Origin of the sequence: Salinimicrobium catena (assembly GCF_900102915.1) — a bacterium.
Lineage (GTDB): Bacteria > Bacteroidota > Bacteroidia > Flavobacteriales > Flavobacteriaceae > Salinimicrobium > Salinimicrobium catena.
The window spans coordinates 315998-331819 of the sequence record NZ_FNGG01000003.1 but is presented as its reverse complement, the minus strand read 5'-3'; the positions used below and the strand labels follow the sequence as shown (position 1 = coordinate 331819).

The following is a 15822-nucleotide window of genomic DNA, read 5'->3' as shown; positions in this document are numbered from 1 at the left end:
CCCATAACTCTAAATTTTTTCCTAAATTTCCAAGCACCAGCTTGATTAGGAATTCAATGAAGAGTCATTTTACTTTAGAACTTTAATACTATTATGAAAATCAGAAGATTAACCATTCGTTCGTTTAGAGGTATTCCTGATGAACAATCGTTCAATTTTATGGATAGTCGTCAAAATCCTGTTTCTACACTAATATTTGGTGATAATGGATCTGGTAAATCTTCAATTATTGATGCAATAGAATATAATCTTCAAGGTAAAATTGAGAGAAGTGACTCATTAAAAAATGAATTCCGCCCGTCACCCATTTCTTTTCAAGGAGAAGAGGAAGAGGGATCCTATACCTCCTGCTGGTTTTCCGATGACACGAGACATACCAGGACTATAAATGTAAATTACAATGAAGAAAAAGATAAGCTAGTTTATTCAAAGGCACCAACCGGTATCCATCACAATTTTCAAATAGCCCCCATTGTTCTCAGAAGGAATGATATAATTAGCTACTCTACTACACCTGTCCAAAGTAAACAACTGCTACTCTGGAAATTTATATACAAAACTGAGGGAGCAACAAATGAGGATCATGTAATAGATCATGTTCAGCTTCAGAATTTGGATAAAGAAAGAATTCGTTTGAAAGGCAGGAGGCGTAAGAATCTTCAAAATTTGGCTGAAACCTTGGGAATGGATCCGGACAAAATTCCTTCAGCTGGAAGTAATGATTTCTCATTATTTATAAAAAACAATATTAGGCGTGGTTTAAATAGAAAACAGTACCAACAACTCAAAACTAAAGGAAGGTTAAAGGGAGTAAATGAGAAGGGTCTGGAAATTGCCTCCTCAGTGGTTCGCATTACGGAACAAATCCGAGAAGTAGAAACTCAAATCAAAAACATAAAAAAACTCGGTTCAGCATCAAAAAGCACCAGGAAGGAACAAATAAAAAAATTTTTTAGTGAAGCATCTAGTCACTTGACAACAGCCTTCAAGAAAATAAGTCCTATAAACTTCGTCGAAGAAATAAATGTTTTTATAGGTGAATTGACAGAGGTTTCATTTGAAATAAAAGTGAAATTAAAAAATGGTAAAGAAGTGACACCAAATTCGGTGTTCAGTGAGGCGAATCTTGACTTATTAATTTTATTATTATACACTTCTCTTATAAAAGAATCTATCAAGTTTGGACAGAGCAAAGTACTTATTTTAGATGATGTCTTACAAAGTGTGGATTCCTCCATTCGCTTAAATTTCCTAGAGTATCTTTTGAAGGAATTTAAAGATTGGCAAATTATCATCTCAGCTCATGATAGATTATGGTTAAACCAGATTCGCAATGTTTTTAGACGAAATGCCCATAAGTTCAAGGAAATTGAAATTTTCAAATGGAATTTCGATACCGGCCCTCAAATTTTAGAAATTGATAGTGATGAAGCTGAAAACCCACTGTTAATTGCAACCAAAACCAAAAATACCCAGATAATAGCTTCTCAAACAGGACTTTTTTTAGAAACTATTTGTCATAAATTAAGCATGAGTTTAAATACTTCTATTCAAAGAAAATACGAAGACAAGTATACAATAGGAGATCTTTGGCCTGGAATTAAGAAATTTTTCAAAAAGACTGAGCTGAGGGAATTAACTCAGGAAATTGACAAATATCTTCATATCAGAAATCTCTTGGGTGCTCACTACAATGAATGGGCAGTATCATTGAGTTCGCATGAAGTTTTGAGTTTTTCTTCTAATGTGCTCAACTTTTATAATAAAATCTTTTGCCAGAAATGTAGAACGTGGATAAATGGCAAGAAAACTTGTGCTTGCGGATCCTTATCTTTAAATTAAACATTAATGGTAGAATTTCAAGTAAATGACCCCTCTCTAGAATCTCAATGGAGAGCAATAATACTCTTCGGTAAGAATTCAGCAACCTATAAATTTGCCTTTGCCAAAAGTCTTTTAGAATTAGCGTCAAAGGAAACTACCAGAATTTCCTTATCTGATTTAGCCAAACCTTTTGCAACTAATATAGTAGATCATTTAAGAGTTAATGACAAACAGGGCAATTCAAGCTCGAGCAAATTTTTAAATTCCTGCCGCAGCTTTATACAAGATGAAATTAACGAAGAGGAGCTTCTAATAACAACAGAAAGGTTAGGTTTTGCCAATGTTATTGATGCATTTCAAAATGTTAATGGAGATACAATCCCTTCTCCTTTCTATGAGAAAGATTTTTCAGTTGGAAAGAAAGAAATTGTAGTTCGGGATGAGTTATTAAAACTCAAAGAAAATTTTCACTTCCAAAATTTTGATCAAGAAGTAGAAGCAAGATGGAATCTAGTGGAAACGGCCTGGAATCTTCAGATAAATCCGAATCTTTTGGAGGTACAATATGATGAAGATAGATCGCTCTTTTTCCTTCAGAATGATATTATGAGGCGGAGGAATGTAACTTCAGTGAGAGATGCTTTAAACGGTTATCAAAAGGGAAAATGTTTTTATAGTTTTCAGGATATTTCAATAAATCCACTGAGCAAAAACTTATGCCAAGTCGACCACTTTCTTCCTCACGCAAATAAACTATATCACCATCGTAATGGAACTAATTTAAACGGCGTTTGGAACCTTGTACTTGCAGATAAGGACATTAATAACAATAAGAAAGCTAGGATTCCAGAAAAGCGATTTCTCCAACGCTTATATAACCGAAATGAATTTTATATTAATAGTAAACATCCCCTAGCAGAGACAATAATAAACCAAACGGGAAAATCTCCCGAACAACGAAGGTCATTTTTGGAAAAACAATATAATTTAGCTCTAAACTTTTCCCTCCATACTTGGAAGCCGGAAATAGAATTAAAAGGAAATTTTTAATGAGTGTTTTTGCTGAAATATCCGATGATAGAATAATCCACAAAGGGAAATCTTTTTTTATAATTAAAGATAAATATCCTGTGTCCCCTGGCCACCTTCTTATTATTTCTAATGAACAAAAAAGGGATTATTTTGAGTTAAATCAAGCTGAGCTACAAGAGTTAACCAATCTCATTATAATTGGAAAAGAACTCATTGAAAAGGAATTCGATCCCCAAGGTTACAATATAGGAATGAACTGTGGAGCAGTGGCTGGACAAACCGTTATACACTTCCATTGTCATTTAATTCCAAGGTATAGTGGAGATATGGCAGACCCTCGAGGTGGTGTTAGGCATTGTGTGGAAGGAAAAGGGTATTATAATTTTTAATATCACATTCCAGTGTTGAAACTCGAAAAAAGGGTAACCTCAAAAATTAAAAATAGAACAATGATTCATCTTTTCAAATGCCAGATTAAGAATTGATGCTTTCCTTAATTTCTCTTCTCAAATCTTCTCTCAGAATTGCGTAATAGCAGACCCGATATAAGAAATCTTGCACATTTTTCTGGTGAAAGTAAAGACCATCCTTTGCTAACAATTCCCCTAAAAAAACAGAACCGTTGCGAATTAGAAATCCGGCCTTAGATTCAACAAAATCTAATACTTCTCTATTCTTTATCCTACCTCTTTTTCCAACGGTTAAACTTCCATCATGTATTATTTCAAATTTATTTTTATCTCCAGTTATAAACTTATCTAATTTTAATTCTAATGAATGTCCCTTGCGGTTATCTACGCCGACCATTAAATAAGTACCCCACTCATTCTGATGATATATAGAAAAACTTACAACTTGATGATTTCCATTCGGGTGTTTAATAAGAAAGAACCTGTAATATCCGAGAAGACCACTGCTAAAAGCATAACCATAGTCAGCGAAGCGAATTCCACAATCTTCAATTATAGAAAATCGATCAAACTTTATTGGCTGTAGTTTATTTGCCGTATCATAGAACAAATCCGCAAGCCGCACAATAATTGGAGTAAGGTCTTTGCACGTGTGCGGTGAAATAATTTGTTTTCGAACAAATTTTTCAAAAATAAATCTCTTGAATATTTGATGGTACTTTGTTCTCACCCATTCCTTTTTTTGAGCTCGTCTAACTTCAACTTCTTTTCCTGTAATTAATTCATACAAGTTCGGAAGCCGAATTATCTCCTGATCTTTTTTATAGTTATATATTTTCGTTTCCTTCCCGTTCGTTAAGCCCCCATATTTCGGCTTAATGACTTTTTGATACCTTTTCAATTGCTGCTCGCATCTAAAATCAAGGGCCACTCCGTAAGCTTTACACTCAATCAGAATGAGTGGAGCAGGATTTCTATTCAGCGGCTGATCATAGACAATGATATCTGCACGCCCTTTTTGTCCTTTTTTGAAATAAGATAGTGGCACTTCTACACCTATGTTTTCTAAAGGAAAATGAAGTGTGTGATGAAGGTAAGAGATTAATTTCTGCCTTAAAATTTCCTCTGGCAATGCTTGAATAGGTTTCTGTCTCACAGAACATAGAAAATGATCTATATCATTATGGCGGATAATTGCTGGAGATTTTATTTGGTCAGATTTAAAATGCATTTTCGATTTGCTATTTACCCACGGTCTCGATTATCGCAGGTCATGGAAGGGAGTACGCGGATTGTCGGTTTCCCGTATTTCTTAATTGGTTCTAAATGATACTTTTTGATAATAACCGTTATTTACGATCCATCGTTATTGTACACTGGCTTTAAATATCAACATCACTAAAATTAGTAATTGGAAAATTTCCGTCATCATCACTATTCATAATTATGGAGTTAATCTCTGAAATATCTTTTTTATTAAATTTTTGAATTTTTGATATCAGTTGTTTGGATGTAGTGCTATCCAAATTATAAACTATCTGTTCTTCTCACAACAATCTTAAAATCCGCTGTTCTATTATTAATTTCTGATAACTGCCTAATAGCATTTAAACTTAAGTCATTACTTCTCTCGATCATATCTTCTTCATCTAAAATATTTGTATCGTCAAATGCTATCTGATAATAATCGACTGCCCTTTTAATTTGAGTGACGTTAAATAATGTATATCTCGATAAATCATGTTTGCAGCAGACAATTTCTCGCCAAGGTATAGAATAATGAGGATGAAAATCATAAAATGTTGGATTTCGTTTTATTGCAATTTTTTCGACATCTTCTGGATCAACTAAGGAACATCCAAACTGAGATTCTTTGAATTTTCTATTGCAAGAATCGCTTCCAAAATATGAATAATCTATAATACCATTATAAAATAAGTATTTTCCAATACAACCTGCCTGTACTTCTAATCTTTGTAGTTTATTCCACTGATATTCATTCTTTTTTATATCAGCAGTACCAAGATATTTTTTATTTAATTTTAGCACTTTAGCTTGTAATGCATACCAGATAAAATTTCCAGAACTTGTTTCTACAAATATGTCTATATCACTACCATTGTCTATTTCCTTATATCCTGGATTTGACCATACTCCAAAGTTTGGGATCTTTTTGTGATGGTAGCGAATTGTGGCAATGATATCATTTGTAATTCCAATTTCAGAGACGTTTATTCCAGTTGAATGATTATATATAACTTTATTCCATATTTCTTCTGAGATTGATTCAAATAACTTGCATCTGTTTGTTGAGGAAATTTTTAGCACTTTAAAGATTTAGGTTGTTTAGGTTTTAAGACATTACTGCTAACGTCCCCGGTTAACGCAAGTTGCGATTTGGGAAAGGTAGTTTATTGGTTAAATAATCTTTTTAAAGGTAGTCAAAAATGTCATTTATGAAGGTTCTGCCGCTATTTGCTCGTTAAGCGATGTTGTGTGTGTATTTAATTATTTATTTCACTTACGGTTTCTTCACAGGTTTCCATAATTGTTCTTAGGTCACTTCTAAAAAACTCTCTTCTTGAGGTCAATCTGTATTTTTCCAATTTCTCATGAATCTGCTTTTCAGCCGCAATACAATCTTTTGTTTGATAACTGTTGATTATGAAGAATTTGTCGGGTGAACTGGTGTTGGATAATTCTCTTTTTCTTTTTTCAGTAGTCCTTTTTGTAAGACCAACTTTAAAAATGTTTTCTTCATGTACAGGCTGCCTCATAATATAAATGTAGCCCGCATTCTCACCTTCAAAATTTTCAACTTGTTCTATCTTAGTTACTCCTTTAGAAGAAGAATAATATATATCATTTCTCTCTACCCAAGTTTTACCAACAATTTTATTTCCTTTTTTATCGAAACCCTCCTCGTCAATATTTAGCCTTTTCCAAAAACCTGTTTTTTCCACTTTAAAGCTTTCATCCGTGAGTTCATCACTTTTAATAACAGCTTGTTCGTTTGATTCAAGGTAGTATAATGGTTTTGCGAATATTTTATATTTACCATTGACAGATGAAAACTCTCTTTTAGACAATGGACCTTTAATTATAGTATTTAAATTAGTTTCATAGGTTACATCAACTATTCTTTCTTCGTTTTTGAATACATAATGTGGAAGTGCTAAACAATATTTTGCAAAATCAAAAATAGCATCATAATTGTTTAGTTCTTTAACGTAATTTTCATAATACTCCTTGAGATCTTCTTCAGCCCAATTTTCTCGACTGGGTAAAACTGCATTAAAATCATCAGTTAACATTTTGAAAGTCAAATTTTCATCTCGTGCAACGAAACGTATATCTATACTATTCTTTTGTAAATCAAATAGAATTCCAATATTGTGTGCCCACAAGTCATCCCTTTCTTTGAAATAAACAACGCCTGGTTCAACTTTATTTTCAAGTTTCATTCCAAGAGCCTTTTTAAATGGGTTTAATGATTGCTCAATTTTCTCTCTTGTTTTTTCTTTAAAGTAATTTTCAGCCTCTTGTTTATCAAAAGATTCACCCGCTTGAATTAGTATTGATACTTCATTACCTTGTCTTGCTAAGGATAATCCACCGACTATGAAAGTTTTCCCATTATTAGAAAAATTAACTTCATCACACCCTGATGTAAAAGTGAAATGATAAATAACTTTTTCAGGAATACTTTCGTAGAAGTCAATTGTATCTAATTCAAAATCTTTTTCTGTAACAAAATCTAAAAAATCCACTAGAGAAACTCCATATGATTCTTCCTCAGAAAGTAATTGTAATATTGAGTTATGATGATTATAAATAAAAAACGGCTCTAATGTGTTAAATGATGTAGGAAATGATTGTGGTCCATATTTTAGAAATCTGTCGGCATATTCCATTAAATAATACCTTAATGTATTCTCATTTAATTCTTCCAAACCATTATTAAGTTGAACGACTACAATTTTTCGTCCTGTATCAAATTGCTTTTTTAGCTTTTTCCATAATTTAGGATTATTGATTTTTAGTCTTTCAATATCAACTTTGTCGGTTGAAGTATTAAATTTTGGAAATATATTTTTTGTTCTCATTTATAGCCAATCCTGTTTATTACCGCACACCACATGTTAATTCTATCAAATATATCTTTTTATCTACCGAAAATAAAGGGATAACACGACATTTTGTAGGATTTTTTTCACAGGCATCACTCCTTGAATTTCGCGCATTTGTACCTCAAAATCGCAAAAAAGTGAAATTTCACCATTTGTACCTGAAGAAAGACTAATTATGTTCTCCCCTACTCTTTTCCAAAAATCGAGCAATTATAGGGGCTAGAAAGGGAGAGATCACCGGCGAAATCACTATCTTTGATTTTGGTAGAGTCAAATGCTAATTTTTGTGTTACTTTCCGGACCCTTTTGTACCCAATAATCACCTAAACCCTTGTCTTTCCTAAAAAAATAAATTCTGTATTGGAAACTCCAAGAGCACAATCCGTTAACAAGAAATTATCCACCCTAATTTTTCCTTCCAAAGCGTAAAATTTTAAAGCCTTGACATTTATCATGTTACGCCCCTAATATTTGATTTAATTTTAGGAAACTGACATTTGACTTCCCCTCAAACCTACCATCATTTTGCTTAGACTAATAAGTTTGAATTGGATATTCCTTGTCCACGCTGGTTTTATGAGGCCAGGTGAGAATTAATTGTTTGATCAAGAACCTAAAATAATTTAATCATGAAAAGATCAATTTTTTTAATAGTAGTACTGTTTTTTCTGGGCCTAATGCCACAGGAGAAGGTACAGGCACAGACAGAAGACACTTATGAGGCCATGGAAGGCGTCAGCTCGGTAAATACTGTCTTTGATTTTAGGATCAGTGATCCGGTTATAGCACTGAGTCACCTGAACCTCATTCATGGAATGTTAGAGGATCCGAACATGATCATAAATGGAGAACAACCTGAAATTATTATTGTACTTGTTGGTCCCTCTGTTAATCTTGTGTCGACTGAAAAAATGAAAGACAATCCGGCGGCGAAAGATAAAATTGCCAAAAAGATATCGGACATGACTGCAGACGGCATTAGATTCGAGATCTGTATGACAGCCGCGCATGCTTTTGGAGTTCCTGCCGATTCTGTTCTACCGGAGATCGTGCAGGTGAAAAACGGGTGGATATCCCTGGTTGGATACCAACAGCAAGGCTACTCAATGATCGCTGATTTTTAACAGGGACAAATATTGCAGTGCCTTTGTGAAGAAACATTTTAGGAGGGTTGCTTAATTTTGGATTAACCCCTACCTCTGTTGGGTCCACGCCTTATTCAATCCCTAATTTCTTCCTGGCTCTCAATAAATTGATCTTCCAATCCATTACGTATTTATCCTTTTCATAGTCCGGATTCTTATTGGTCAATTCTAAGAAAGATTGTACTAAACCATCCCATTCTTCAAGTTGTCCTCTTGGATGTAAGTCCCAGCCAATTTCTTCTATTGTCCAGTTTGACTTGGCTGAATTACGGATCATAGAAGTTGTGATCCAGTTGTCATAACTATCCTGTCCTCCTCTTGCGATCGGGATCAAATGGTCGCTCGTGGGAAACAGGTCCCAGTAGATCATGTGGGTAGCGGACATTTTCCAGTTCCTGTGATACTTAAAGATATCTGGAAATTCATTCGTTAATAATTTGATCAATCCGGGGAACAGTAGTCTTTTGCCAGAATACCTATCAATGAACCCATCTCTTAAAAAGACTTTACACATCTGATATCTTGAATACTGTCTTTTCTGAGGCGAGCTATCAACGAAAGGGAAATTCTCCATTGCCATATCAACACAATCCTGCCTCCTATCGTCCAGTAATAAGCCGCAAAGATTTTTGATCAATAAAGCTTTATCCATTTAGTTCCTGTTTTAAGCCTATTCCAACGGCAGATCCAGCATCCCTCCTTTGGCCTCAATTTTCCTGATCTCCTTTAAAAGTCTTCTTTCCTTTTCATTGCTGGGTTTCTTGCGACCTAAAGCCAGGTCTATGATAAGGCTTTGCATCCCGCCGATTCGTCCAGGTTTATCTGACGTGGGTAATTGAGGTTCTCTTTTTTTACCAAAGGCATAATATTCCTCCTCTGTGATAAATTCTAATTCCGATGAAAGTACCACCTGTAAAACGATATTGCTATGTTGAACCGGCATATATTCTTCTTCTCCTGAAAACATTAAATAAGTCTCATATCCATATTGCCCAACTGGGACGGTCCTCACAACACAATCCTCTAAAGGGTGTTTGCAGAAAACCTTTCTCGTTCGAAATATTTCAGTGTCCATAGTACCAATTTATTCTATTCATTATTAATTATGTATCACATTTAAACTTTAGTCTTTTGAGTTCATCGCCCAATTCACTGAATTCCTCTTTCCCGTATCCCGCACCGTATCTGATTCTTTAAGCATTTCCACCCGGTTTTGGTCACCTTCTATGAAAATAGCTGCGGAAGCGATGTTCCCGAACCTGTTATTCCGGATCTCATTTTCGTCACTCCCCGGGGAAAGCCAGATGCCCGAGCCGTTTGCGCTGCGCCAGGTTTCAGGATCTCCGCCCAGGATGGGAATTGCTGCGATCGCGTTGCCGGGGAAGGGCTTGCGGCGGGAGATCCCAGAGATGCTATTGTTCACGATCTTGTTGTTGGTCCCCCCGCGGATCTCGATCCCCAGCCCCTCGGCCCCCTGTATGGTATTACCTTCGATGAGATTATTCTCCCAATGACCGCGGAGCGCCAGCGAAACCCCAACTACCGTGGAGTCCCCCTCAATATTTCCGGTTAAAAAATCCGGAAACACAAAAGGTCGGGCCCGTTTTACAATGATCGTATTATTGCTGATCACATTGTTGCGGCAAGGGATATCGGGAAGATCGGCGGTCATCATGATCCCTTCGGTGATCCCTTCAATGTAATTCCCGGAGACCACGTTGTTCTCACAGGAACGGCGTCCATTTTTTGCACTTTCATGCAGCTCCAGAGGCCGGACAAGATGAATGGCTTCCGCAGGAAACCCAAAACCCTGTACCTCCCGGGGTTCCGGGGCGGTAATTTCATTGTCGAGGATGTGAACGGTATTGCCGTAAACTGCAAGGGAGTGCCAGTTGTTCCGGAACCGGTTATTACGAATTATGGTTGGCTCAGACCAGTAACCGTGTACCCGCAAGGCATTGGAATTCCCAATAAAGGTATTTCCTTCGATTCGCTGTCCTCCTTCCCCCGGCATCATTTTCGGCATAGTTTCCCAGCAGCAACCAATATGCAGCGCCCAGAAGAGATCTTCAAAGGTAAGGTCAAGAACCGCCTGCCCTCCTGCAGCCAATTCCAGTCCGTTACACTTGTACCCAAATTCCTGAATATCCTCAATGGAAAATTCCCCCTTGCTACATCCGCGCAAAATGGTACCCTCCGGGTGGCCTTTAAGGGTTACATCAGGCACCGTGATCCTGATGATCTCCCCTCCCATAAAATAGGTTCCCGGTGCGAACCGGATAGTTCCTCCCGGCTCTGCTTCTTTCAGGGCGCTAAGAATACTGGCACGATCTGTCTCCCGATCACCGGTAGGAGGTGCGACAAACACAGTATCTGACATTTCGGAAATCTCCGGAACCCTATCCGTTTCAGCTTTTATTTGATCGGCGGAAACCTTTAAAAACACTATCGAAACAAGCAGTAATAACCCGGCAAAAACAGGCCCTGTAAAAGAAGATCTTTTCATGATGAAGCTGGTTACTAAAACAAAAAAAATGGTCAGGGAGGCAGGGAAACAGGGGGGGGGAGGAAAAAAATCAAGCTGGAAACCAGCTGTATAAATATACAGTTTATATTGAAAAAACAATCAGGATCTTCTGGGCATTAGATTTCGGGAATACATTTAAAGCCTCACAAAAACCCCAACTCCTTGGCTCTGTTTATGAGGGTTATATCCCTTACATCTTCTACTTCAAAGACCTCTCGCATGAATTTTTTTCGTTTTTCGATCGATGCCAGGGAGAGGGGAACGAACTGCGGGATCTCTTTGGACTTCAAGCCCCGGGATAAGTGTAAAAGTATATCCCGGTCTGTCCTGGTGATGTTGTAATCGTGGACGATCTGCTTCCGCATGAGGTCCTGGATAGTTTGACTGCTGTATGTCTTCCCATGAAGCATACTGTCAAAAGCTTCTAAAAACTGGCTGGAGGAAACATCACTTTTTACCATAAAAGCCTCGGGTTTGAGACTTTTAAAAATGGTAAGCAACCTCAAATTCTCTACGAACATGGTGAGTACCGCCAGTTGAGTAGCAGGAGAGACTTTCCTGATCTTTCTTCCTATATCCTCACCAGACAAGAATTCACCGTCCCTGGATGGGGGTAAGCCAATATCCAGAAAAATTATGTCATAGGCCAGACTAGTGAGGGAAGCTTCTAATTTTGCATTCGCTTCTTCACAGGAATTCGCGGTATCTATTCTCATCGCCACATCTTCAGCCCTGTTGTCCAGAAGAATTTTTTTATAGCCTTCCAGGATGATGGGGTGATCATCTACCATCAAGATATTCAGTTCTTTTTTCATTCGTAACGCTTTATAGGGATTTCGAGTTCGATCTGCGTACCATTCCTGTCAGATGACAGACTTAAATGGCCATCAAGCCTTGTAATTCGGGATTTGATATTTTTTAATCCTATTCCTTTTCTTTTCTCACTTACTTCAAAGCCTTTCCCGTTATCAAAAATCACGATTTCCAGGCGATCATCGTACTTATTACAGGTAATGGACACCAGGTTCGCATCGGCATGTTTGATAACGTTATTTATAGCCTCCTGAAAGATCCTGAAAACATTGATCTTGATCTCGCTACTCAATTCATCCCAGGCAATCTGCTCTTCATTTACGAATAAAAGTTCAAACCGGCCTATCTTCTTTTGCTCTGCCAGATATTCCTGGAGGACGTCCAGAAAGCTTTGCTTGGGAGAAAAGAATTCTGCATTCAATTCATGGGAAAGGGTCCTGATCTCTTCTTCTATGAGCCTCAGGTCATTCAGGTATTTCTTTTTGCTTTCCAGGGATTCCAGGTCTGACTTTCCAAAGAGATTTTCCAACATCAAGCGGGTACCGAATAATTTTCCCAGGATTCCGTCATGAAGTTCCCTGGAAATCCTTTCCTTTTCCTGATGGCGCCCCTCTTCCAGTTTATTTTGCTGGGCAAGAAGTAAATTGTAGATCTCTTCGTTAGACTTTTGCTGTACCTGCTCCAGTTCCAGCTTTTTGTTTTTGGATTTTTGTCTCCAGATGACAAGGATCAACAGAACCATAAAGACGGTACCTCCCGCTCCCCCTATGATCCATTTCCTTTGCTCATTTAAATAACGGTTCTCAGCAATGAATTCATCGGTTTCCAGTTCAATACGTGCAAACTTGCTCCGTACCCTCCTTTCGTTTTGCTCCAAACTGTCATGGAGGTTAATGTAATCTCTTAGATATTCATTCGATTTCTCTTCGTCTGTTCTCGACAGGAACAATAGTGATTGCAAGATATCCCTGTGAAAATGCATATTCTCTGCTAATCCTTTGGCCTGAAGGAAGTACTTCTTTCCTGTCAGAGTATCACCTAGTGAAAGAAAGTACTCTCCGAGATGAAGTTTGTTTATAACTATACCCGCTTCGTGATCATCTTTTTCACGTAGTTGCAAAGACTCCAGCATTTCCGCCAGTGCCTCTTTACTTTGGCCTGCCTTAAACTTGGAGTAGGCCAAATTATCTTTAAGCATGGCGTAAAGACGTAAGTCATTAGTTTCAATATCTTGAATTTCCAATGCCTGTTGGTAATGGTCTATACCCTCTTGATAAAGTCCCATTTTTTCGTAAACAACCCCTATGTTGTTTAAAGAAGTAGCCTCTAAGTATTTATCGGATAATTGTATAGCACTATTCAGTGCTTTACTATGGTATTCGATAGCATTATCATGTTCCGAAAGTTGATTATATAGTATCCCTAAATTATTATATCCAATGTATATCTGCCTGTGTTTTTTGAGAGGAAGAACAATCTGGAGGGCCGTTAGCGTATTAGCTTCACTGTTGGAGTAGTCTTTGATATTCTTTTGCAGTATAGCAATGTTGAGGAGCATTCGGGCATATCGATATTTTTCTCCTTTAATGTTGTAGTAATGTGCTGCTTTTCTATAGTGATAAAAGGCGCTATCTATTTGCTCGCCCCTATTAAAGAAATTTCCTAGATCCCAATGGGCTTCTGCGGTTTTTAAAGTGTCACGAAGAGCAGTAGAAAGTTGGAAAGTCTTGTCATTCCAGTACCGGAACTCAGCAGGTTTATTTTCTGAGTAAAAATGATATGAAAGTTCAAATAAGAGATCATTTTTTTCAGGCGAATCCTGCAATTCTTGAATTACCTCCCGAATGGAGTCTTTATTAGGACTATTGAGGTAAAAGGTTTTTCCTTTGTTTCCAGGTTCTACTGCTTTACCTTCAGGTTTAATTGTACATGCAAAAACAGAGTTTAGAAAAAGACCAATACAGAAAAAGGGGATAAAAGAAATTTTTACCCCCCGTAAATTATTCAGAAATGATCTAATCTTTCTTGTCATCAATAACGTCGTGCTCGTTCCCCCCTGTATCACCGAATATCTCAGTTGGAACGATTTCCTCATTATTGCCTACAGGTTCCATAGGCATTTCTTCCGGCTCACAGGAATAAAAAAGTGCAACAGTAAAAGTACAAAAAAAGAATCTGGATAAGGTTTTCATAATAGATGTTTTAAGTTATTGGAAATAAAGATTTAAACGTTTTCTGTTTTTAATTCCCCGCCCCGAAAAAAATTCAAAGCCAATTGAGGAAGTATATTTTTTATTCTAAGTAGTTACCGTTTAGAAAAAAAGGTACTGAAAAAGTACCCTTTTAACGGCTGATTAAGATTAAGCGAAATGAACCTAACACTGTTATTTTCTGCACCCTACTGCAGAGATCACCGGTCAATAAAATCATTTCTCCTGAAATAAATATAGATTTCAGGAAATAAAAAGAAGAAAATTTTCCCGTAGAATATTTACGGCTTCCATGGAATCTATGATCAAAGAAAAAAAAAACACCGCCGAAGCGGTGCTTTTCACATAACATGTTCAGTTTCTAATGAACAATAATAGGATCTGGGTTACTATCAAGATCTCCGCTCACATATCCGTCTGTAGAAGCATTACCTAAAAGCAGTACACCCGCTGCATGAGGAGCAGCCATAGAAGTACCACTGATCGTATTATAACCGCCGTCCTTCCAGGTAGATTTGATGTTCACTCCCGGTGCGCAATAATCTACAGGTGGATTTGCGTAGTTTGAGAAATACGCAAAAACATCGCTGCTGTCCATTGCAGAAATGGTATAAATGTTAGCACCATTTACTCTTGCAGGAGAATGGTTGTTAGCGTCATCACTATCATTACCTGCAGCAAGAGAAAAGATGATCCCGTTCTGAGAAGCAGCAAGTACCGCATCGTCAAGGGCCTGTGAAACTGGTCCTCCAAGACTCATATTAGCTACATCACCACTGCTTCCGTTTGCAGCTACGTGATCCACTCCGGCGATCACTCCCGAATAGGATCCACTTCCTCTGCTGTCGAGAACCTTAACAGGGATCACTGTAGCTCCGGGAGCCACTCCTATTACTCCTACACTGTTGTTCAATGCGGCGATAGTCCCGGCAACGTGTGAGCCATGTCCATTTCCGTCATCAAGAGATTTTCCATCTCTCCCTCTGGTGAAGGCATTAAATCCTCTTGAAGCATCTACATTAAGATCTTCATGATCAAGATCGATACCGGTGTCGATCACCCAGGCCACACCGCTACCTGTGTATCCTGTCACCCCGTTAACCCGGGTGATTCCATAGGGAGTTTCTTGTGCAGCACTTGCGGAAACTTCACCATCTCCACCCGGAGGTGCAAGAGTGATTACCCTATCCTGTTCCACATAGGCAATGTCGTTGTTTCTTTTCAAAGCAGCAGCCTGGGCTTCAGTTAAACGTAAGGCAGCTCCATTAATGGCGTTACCGTAAACATTAAGAATTTCAGCATCTGTGATGCCGGCTCCGGCTAAGATACTTTGAGTTTTGTCCTGTACAGCCTTTTTGTTTGAAGCAGGATCTCCTTTTTGTTTTGTTTGATCTTTGTAAACCACGATATACTGTCCTGCAATAGGTTCATCGAAAGTATTTAGTGCGTTTTCAGGGGTAGGCTCGGTTACCGCCTCCTCTTTAGAACATGAAGTCATCAGGGCCACAGTAAATAGAACTGCCAGCGCTTTGTAGGAATTTTTAAACATATTAAAAAGTATTTAGATTAATAAGATCCCAAACATAACCTTCCCTTTAACCAATACTGGAAATAAACCCGTACAACAATTACGGATTGATGGTTTTAATATAATTTTAACAGATTAGTAATTAGCTAATTACACCCGAACGATTCGTAAAGAATCAATCTGGTTTTCAAAATGAAGATTGA

14 protein-coding genes are annotated in these 15822 nt (G+C 37.5%); 4 read left to right on the top strand and 10 right to left on the bottom strand.

The window, feature by feature from the left end:
• The first annotated feature begins 93 nt into the window (after positions 1 to 93).
• The 3 genes from BLS64_RS09315 to BLS64_RS09305 are packed head-to-tail and all read left to right on the top strand — an operon-like array spanning position 94 to position 3245.
• Positions 94 to 1842, top strand: coding sequence for an AAA family ATPase (locus BLS64_RS09315; protein WP_093113243.1), 1749 nt, complete (start codon positions 94 to 96; stop codon positions 1840 to 1842).
• Positions 1843 to 1848: 6 nt separating this feature from the next.
• Positions 1849 to 2874, top strand: coding sequence for an HNH endonuclease domain-containing protein (locus tag BLS64_RS09310; protein WP_093113242.1), 1026 nt, complete (start codon positions 1849 to 1851; stop codon positions 2872 to 2874).
• Positions 2874 to 3245: an HIT family protein gene (locus tag BLS64_RS09305; RefSeq protein ID WP_093113241.1), complete on the top strand. Its 372-nt coding sequence runs from the start codon at positions 2874 to 2876 to the stop codon at positions 3243 to 3245. The genes BLS64_RS09310 and BLS64_RS09305 overlap by 1 nt, the downstream gene beginning before the upstream one ends.
• 85 nt (positions 3246 to 3330) lie before the next feature.
• Here BLS64_RS09305 and BLS64_RS09300 read toward each other — a convergent pair whose 3' ends face one another.
• From BLS64_RS09300 to BLS64_RS09290, 3 genes are all read right to left on the bottom strand, one after another.
• Positions 3331 to 4497 carry a type I restriction enzyme HsdR N-terminal domain-containing protein gene (locus tag BLS64_RS09300; RefSeq protein ID WP_093113240.1) on the bottom strand — a complete coding sequence of 389 codons (1167 nt, stop codon included), beginning with the start codon at positions 4495 to 4497 and terminating at the stop codon, positions 3331 to 3333.
• A gap of 296 nt (positions 4498 to 4793) precedes the next feature.
• Positions 4794 to 5594, bottom strand: coding sequence for a hypothetical protein (locus tag BLS64_RS09295; RefSeq protein WP_093113239.1), 801 nt, complete (start codon positions 5592 to 5594; stop codon positions 4794 to 4796).
• Positions 5595 to 5770: 176 nt separating this feature from the next.
• Complete coding sequence (locus tag BLS64_RS09290; protein WP_093113238.1) at positions 5771 to 7372, bottom strand: GIY-YIG nuclease family protein; 1602 nt, start codon at positions 7370 to 7372, stop codon at positions 5771 to 5773.
• A 653-nt stretch (positions 7373 to 8025) separates the two neighbouring features.
• Here BLS64_RS09290 and BLS64_RS09285 point away from each other — a divergent pair.
• Positions 8026 to 8520 (top strand): DsrE family protein, encoded by a 495-nt coding sequence (locus tag BLS64_RS09285; RefSeq protein WP_093113237.1) that lies wholly within the window; start codon positions 8026 to 8028, stop codon positions 8518 to 8520.
• A 91-nt stretch (positions 8521 to 8611) separates the two neighbouring features.
• On the opposite strand, the gene BLS64_RS09280 is transcribed toward BLS64_RS09285, so the two are convergent.
• The 7 genes from BLS64_RS09280 to BLS64_RS09255 all read right to left on the bottom strand — a co-directional run bounded on the left by BLS64_RS09280 (position 8612) and on the right by BLS64_RS09255 (position 15640).
• On the bottom strand, positions 8612 to 9193 hold the full coding sequence (locus BLS64_RS09280; protein ID WP_093113236.1) for an HNH endonuclease family protein: 582 nt from the start codon (positions 9191 to 9193) through the stop codon (positions 8612 to 8614).
• An 18-nt stretch (positions 9194 to 9211) separates the two neighbouring features.
• Positions 9212 to 9508 carry a hypothetical protein gene (locus BLS64_RS09275; protein ID WP_093113235.1) on the bottom strand — a complete coding sequence of 99 codons (297 nt, stop codon included), beginning with the start codon at positions 9506 to 9508 and terminating at the stop codon, positions 9212 to 9214.
• 156 nt (positions 9509 to 9664) lie between these two features.
• On the bottom strand, positions 9665 to 10921 hold the full coding sequence (locus BLS64_RS09270; RefSeq protein WP_176763466.1) for a right-handed parallel beta-helix repeat-containing protein: 1257 nt from the start codon (positions 10919 to 10921) through the stop codon (positions 9665 to 9667).
• A gap of 290 nt (positions 10922 to 11211) precedes the next feature.
• Positions 11212 to 11883 carry a response regulator gene (locus BLS64_RS09265; protein WP_093113233.1) on the bottom strand — a complete coding sequence of 224 codons (672 nt, stop codon included), beginning with the start codon at positions 11881 to 11883 and terminating at the stop codon, positions 11212 to 11214.
• Positions 11880 to 13706 (bottom strand): tetratricopeptide repeat-containing sensor histidine kinase, encoded by a 1827-nt coding sequence (locus BLS64_RS09260; protein WP_176763465.1) that lies wholly within the window; start codon positions 13704 to 13706, stop codon positions 11880 to 11882. The genes BLS64_RS09265 and BLS64_RS09260 overlap by 4 nt, the downstream gene beginning before the upstream one ends.
• A 190-nt stretch (positions 13707 to 13896) precedes the next feature.
• Positions 13897 to 14073, bottom strand: coding sequence for a hypothetical protein (locus tag BLS64_RS15225; RefSeq protein WP_176763464.1), 177 nt, complete (start codon positions 14071 to 14073; stop codon positions 13897 to 13899).
• Positions 14074 to 14452: 379 nt separating this feature from the next.
• Positions 14453 to 15640, bottom strand: a complete 1188-nt coding sequence (locus tag BLS64_RS09255) for a S8 family peptidase (protein WP_218124609.1) — start codon at positions 15638 to 15640, stop codon at positions 14453 to 14455.
• Between the last annotated feature and the right edge of the window lie 182 nt (positions 15641 to 15822).

Coding starts and splice junctions, on each gene's coding strand:
- BLS64_RS09255 (WP_218124609.1), bottom strand. CDS start 15,640: ATGTTTAAAAATTCCTACAAAGCGCTGGCAGTTCTATTTACTGTGGCC.
- BLS64_RS09315 (WP_093113243.1), top strand. CDS start 94: ATGAAAATCAGAAGATTAACCATTCGTTCGTTTAGAGGTATTCCTGAT.
- BLS64_RS09310 (WP_093113242.1), top strand. CDS start 1,849: ATGGTAGAATTTCAAGTAAATGACCCCTCTCTAGAATCTCAATGGAGA.
- BLS64_RS09285 (WP_093113237.1), top strand. CDS start 8,026: ATGAAAAGATCAATTTTTTTAATAGTAGTACTGTTTTTTCTGGGCCTA.
- BLS64_RS09270 (WP_176763466.1), bottom strand. CDS start 10,921: ATGTCAGATACTGTGTTTGTCGCACCTCCTACCGGTGATCGGGAGACA.
- BLS64_RS09265 (WP_093113233.1), bottom strand. CDS start 11,883: ATGAAAAAAGAACTGAATATCTTGATGGTAGATGATCACCCCATCATC.
- BLS64_RS09290 (WP_093113238.1), bottom strand. CDS start 7,372: ATGAGAACAAAAAATATATTTCCAAAATTTAATACTTCAACCGACAAA.
- BLS64_RS09305 (WP_093113241.1), top strand. CDS start 2,874: ATGAGTGTTTTTGCTGAAATATCCGATGATAGAATAATCCACAAAGGG.
- BLS64_RS09275 (WP_093113235.1), bottom strand. CDS start 9,508: ATGTTTTCAGGAGAAGAAGAATATATGCCGGTTCAACATAGCAATATC.
- BLS64_RS15225 (WP_176763464.1), bottom strand. CDS start 14,073: ATGAAAACCTTATCCAGATTCTTTTTTTGTACTTTTACTGTTGCACTT.
- BLS64_RS09300 (WP_093113240.1), bottom strand. CDS start 4,497: ATGCATTTTAAATCTGACCAAATAAAATCTCCAGCAATTATCCGCCAT.
- BLS64_RS09280 (WP_093113236.1), bottom strand. CDS start 9,193: ATGGATAAAGCTTTATTGATCAAAAATCTTTGCGGCTTATTACTGGAC.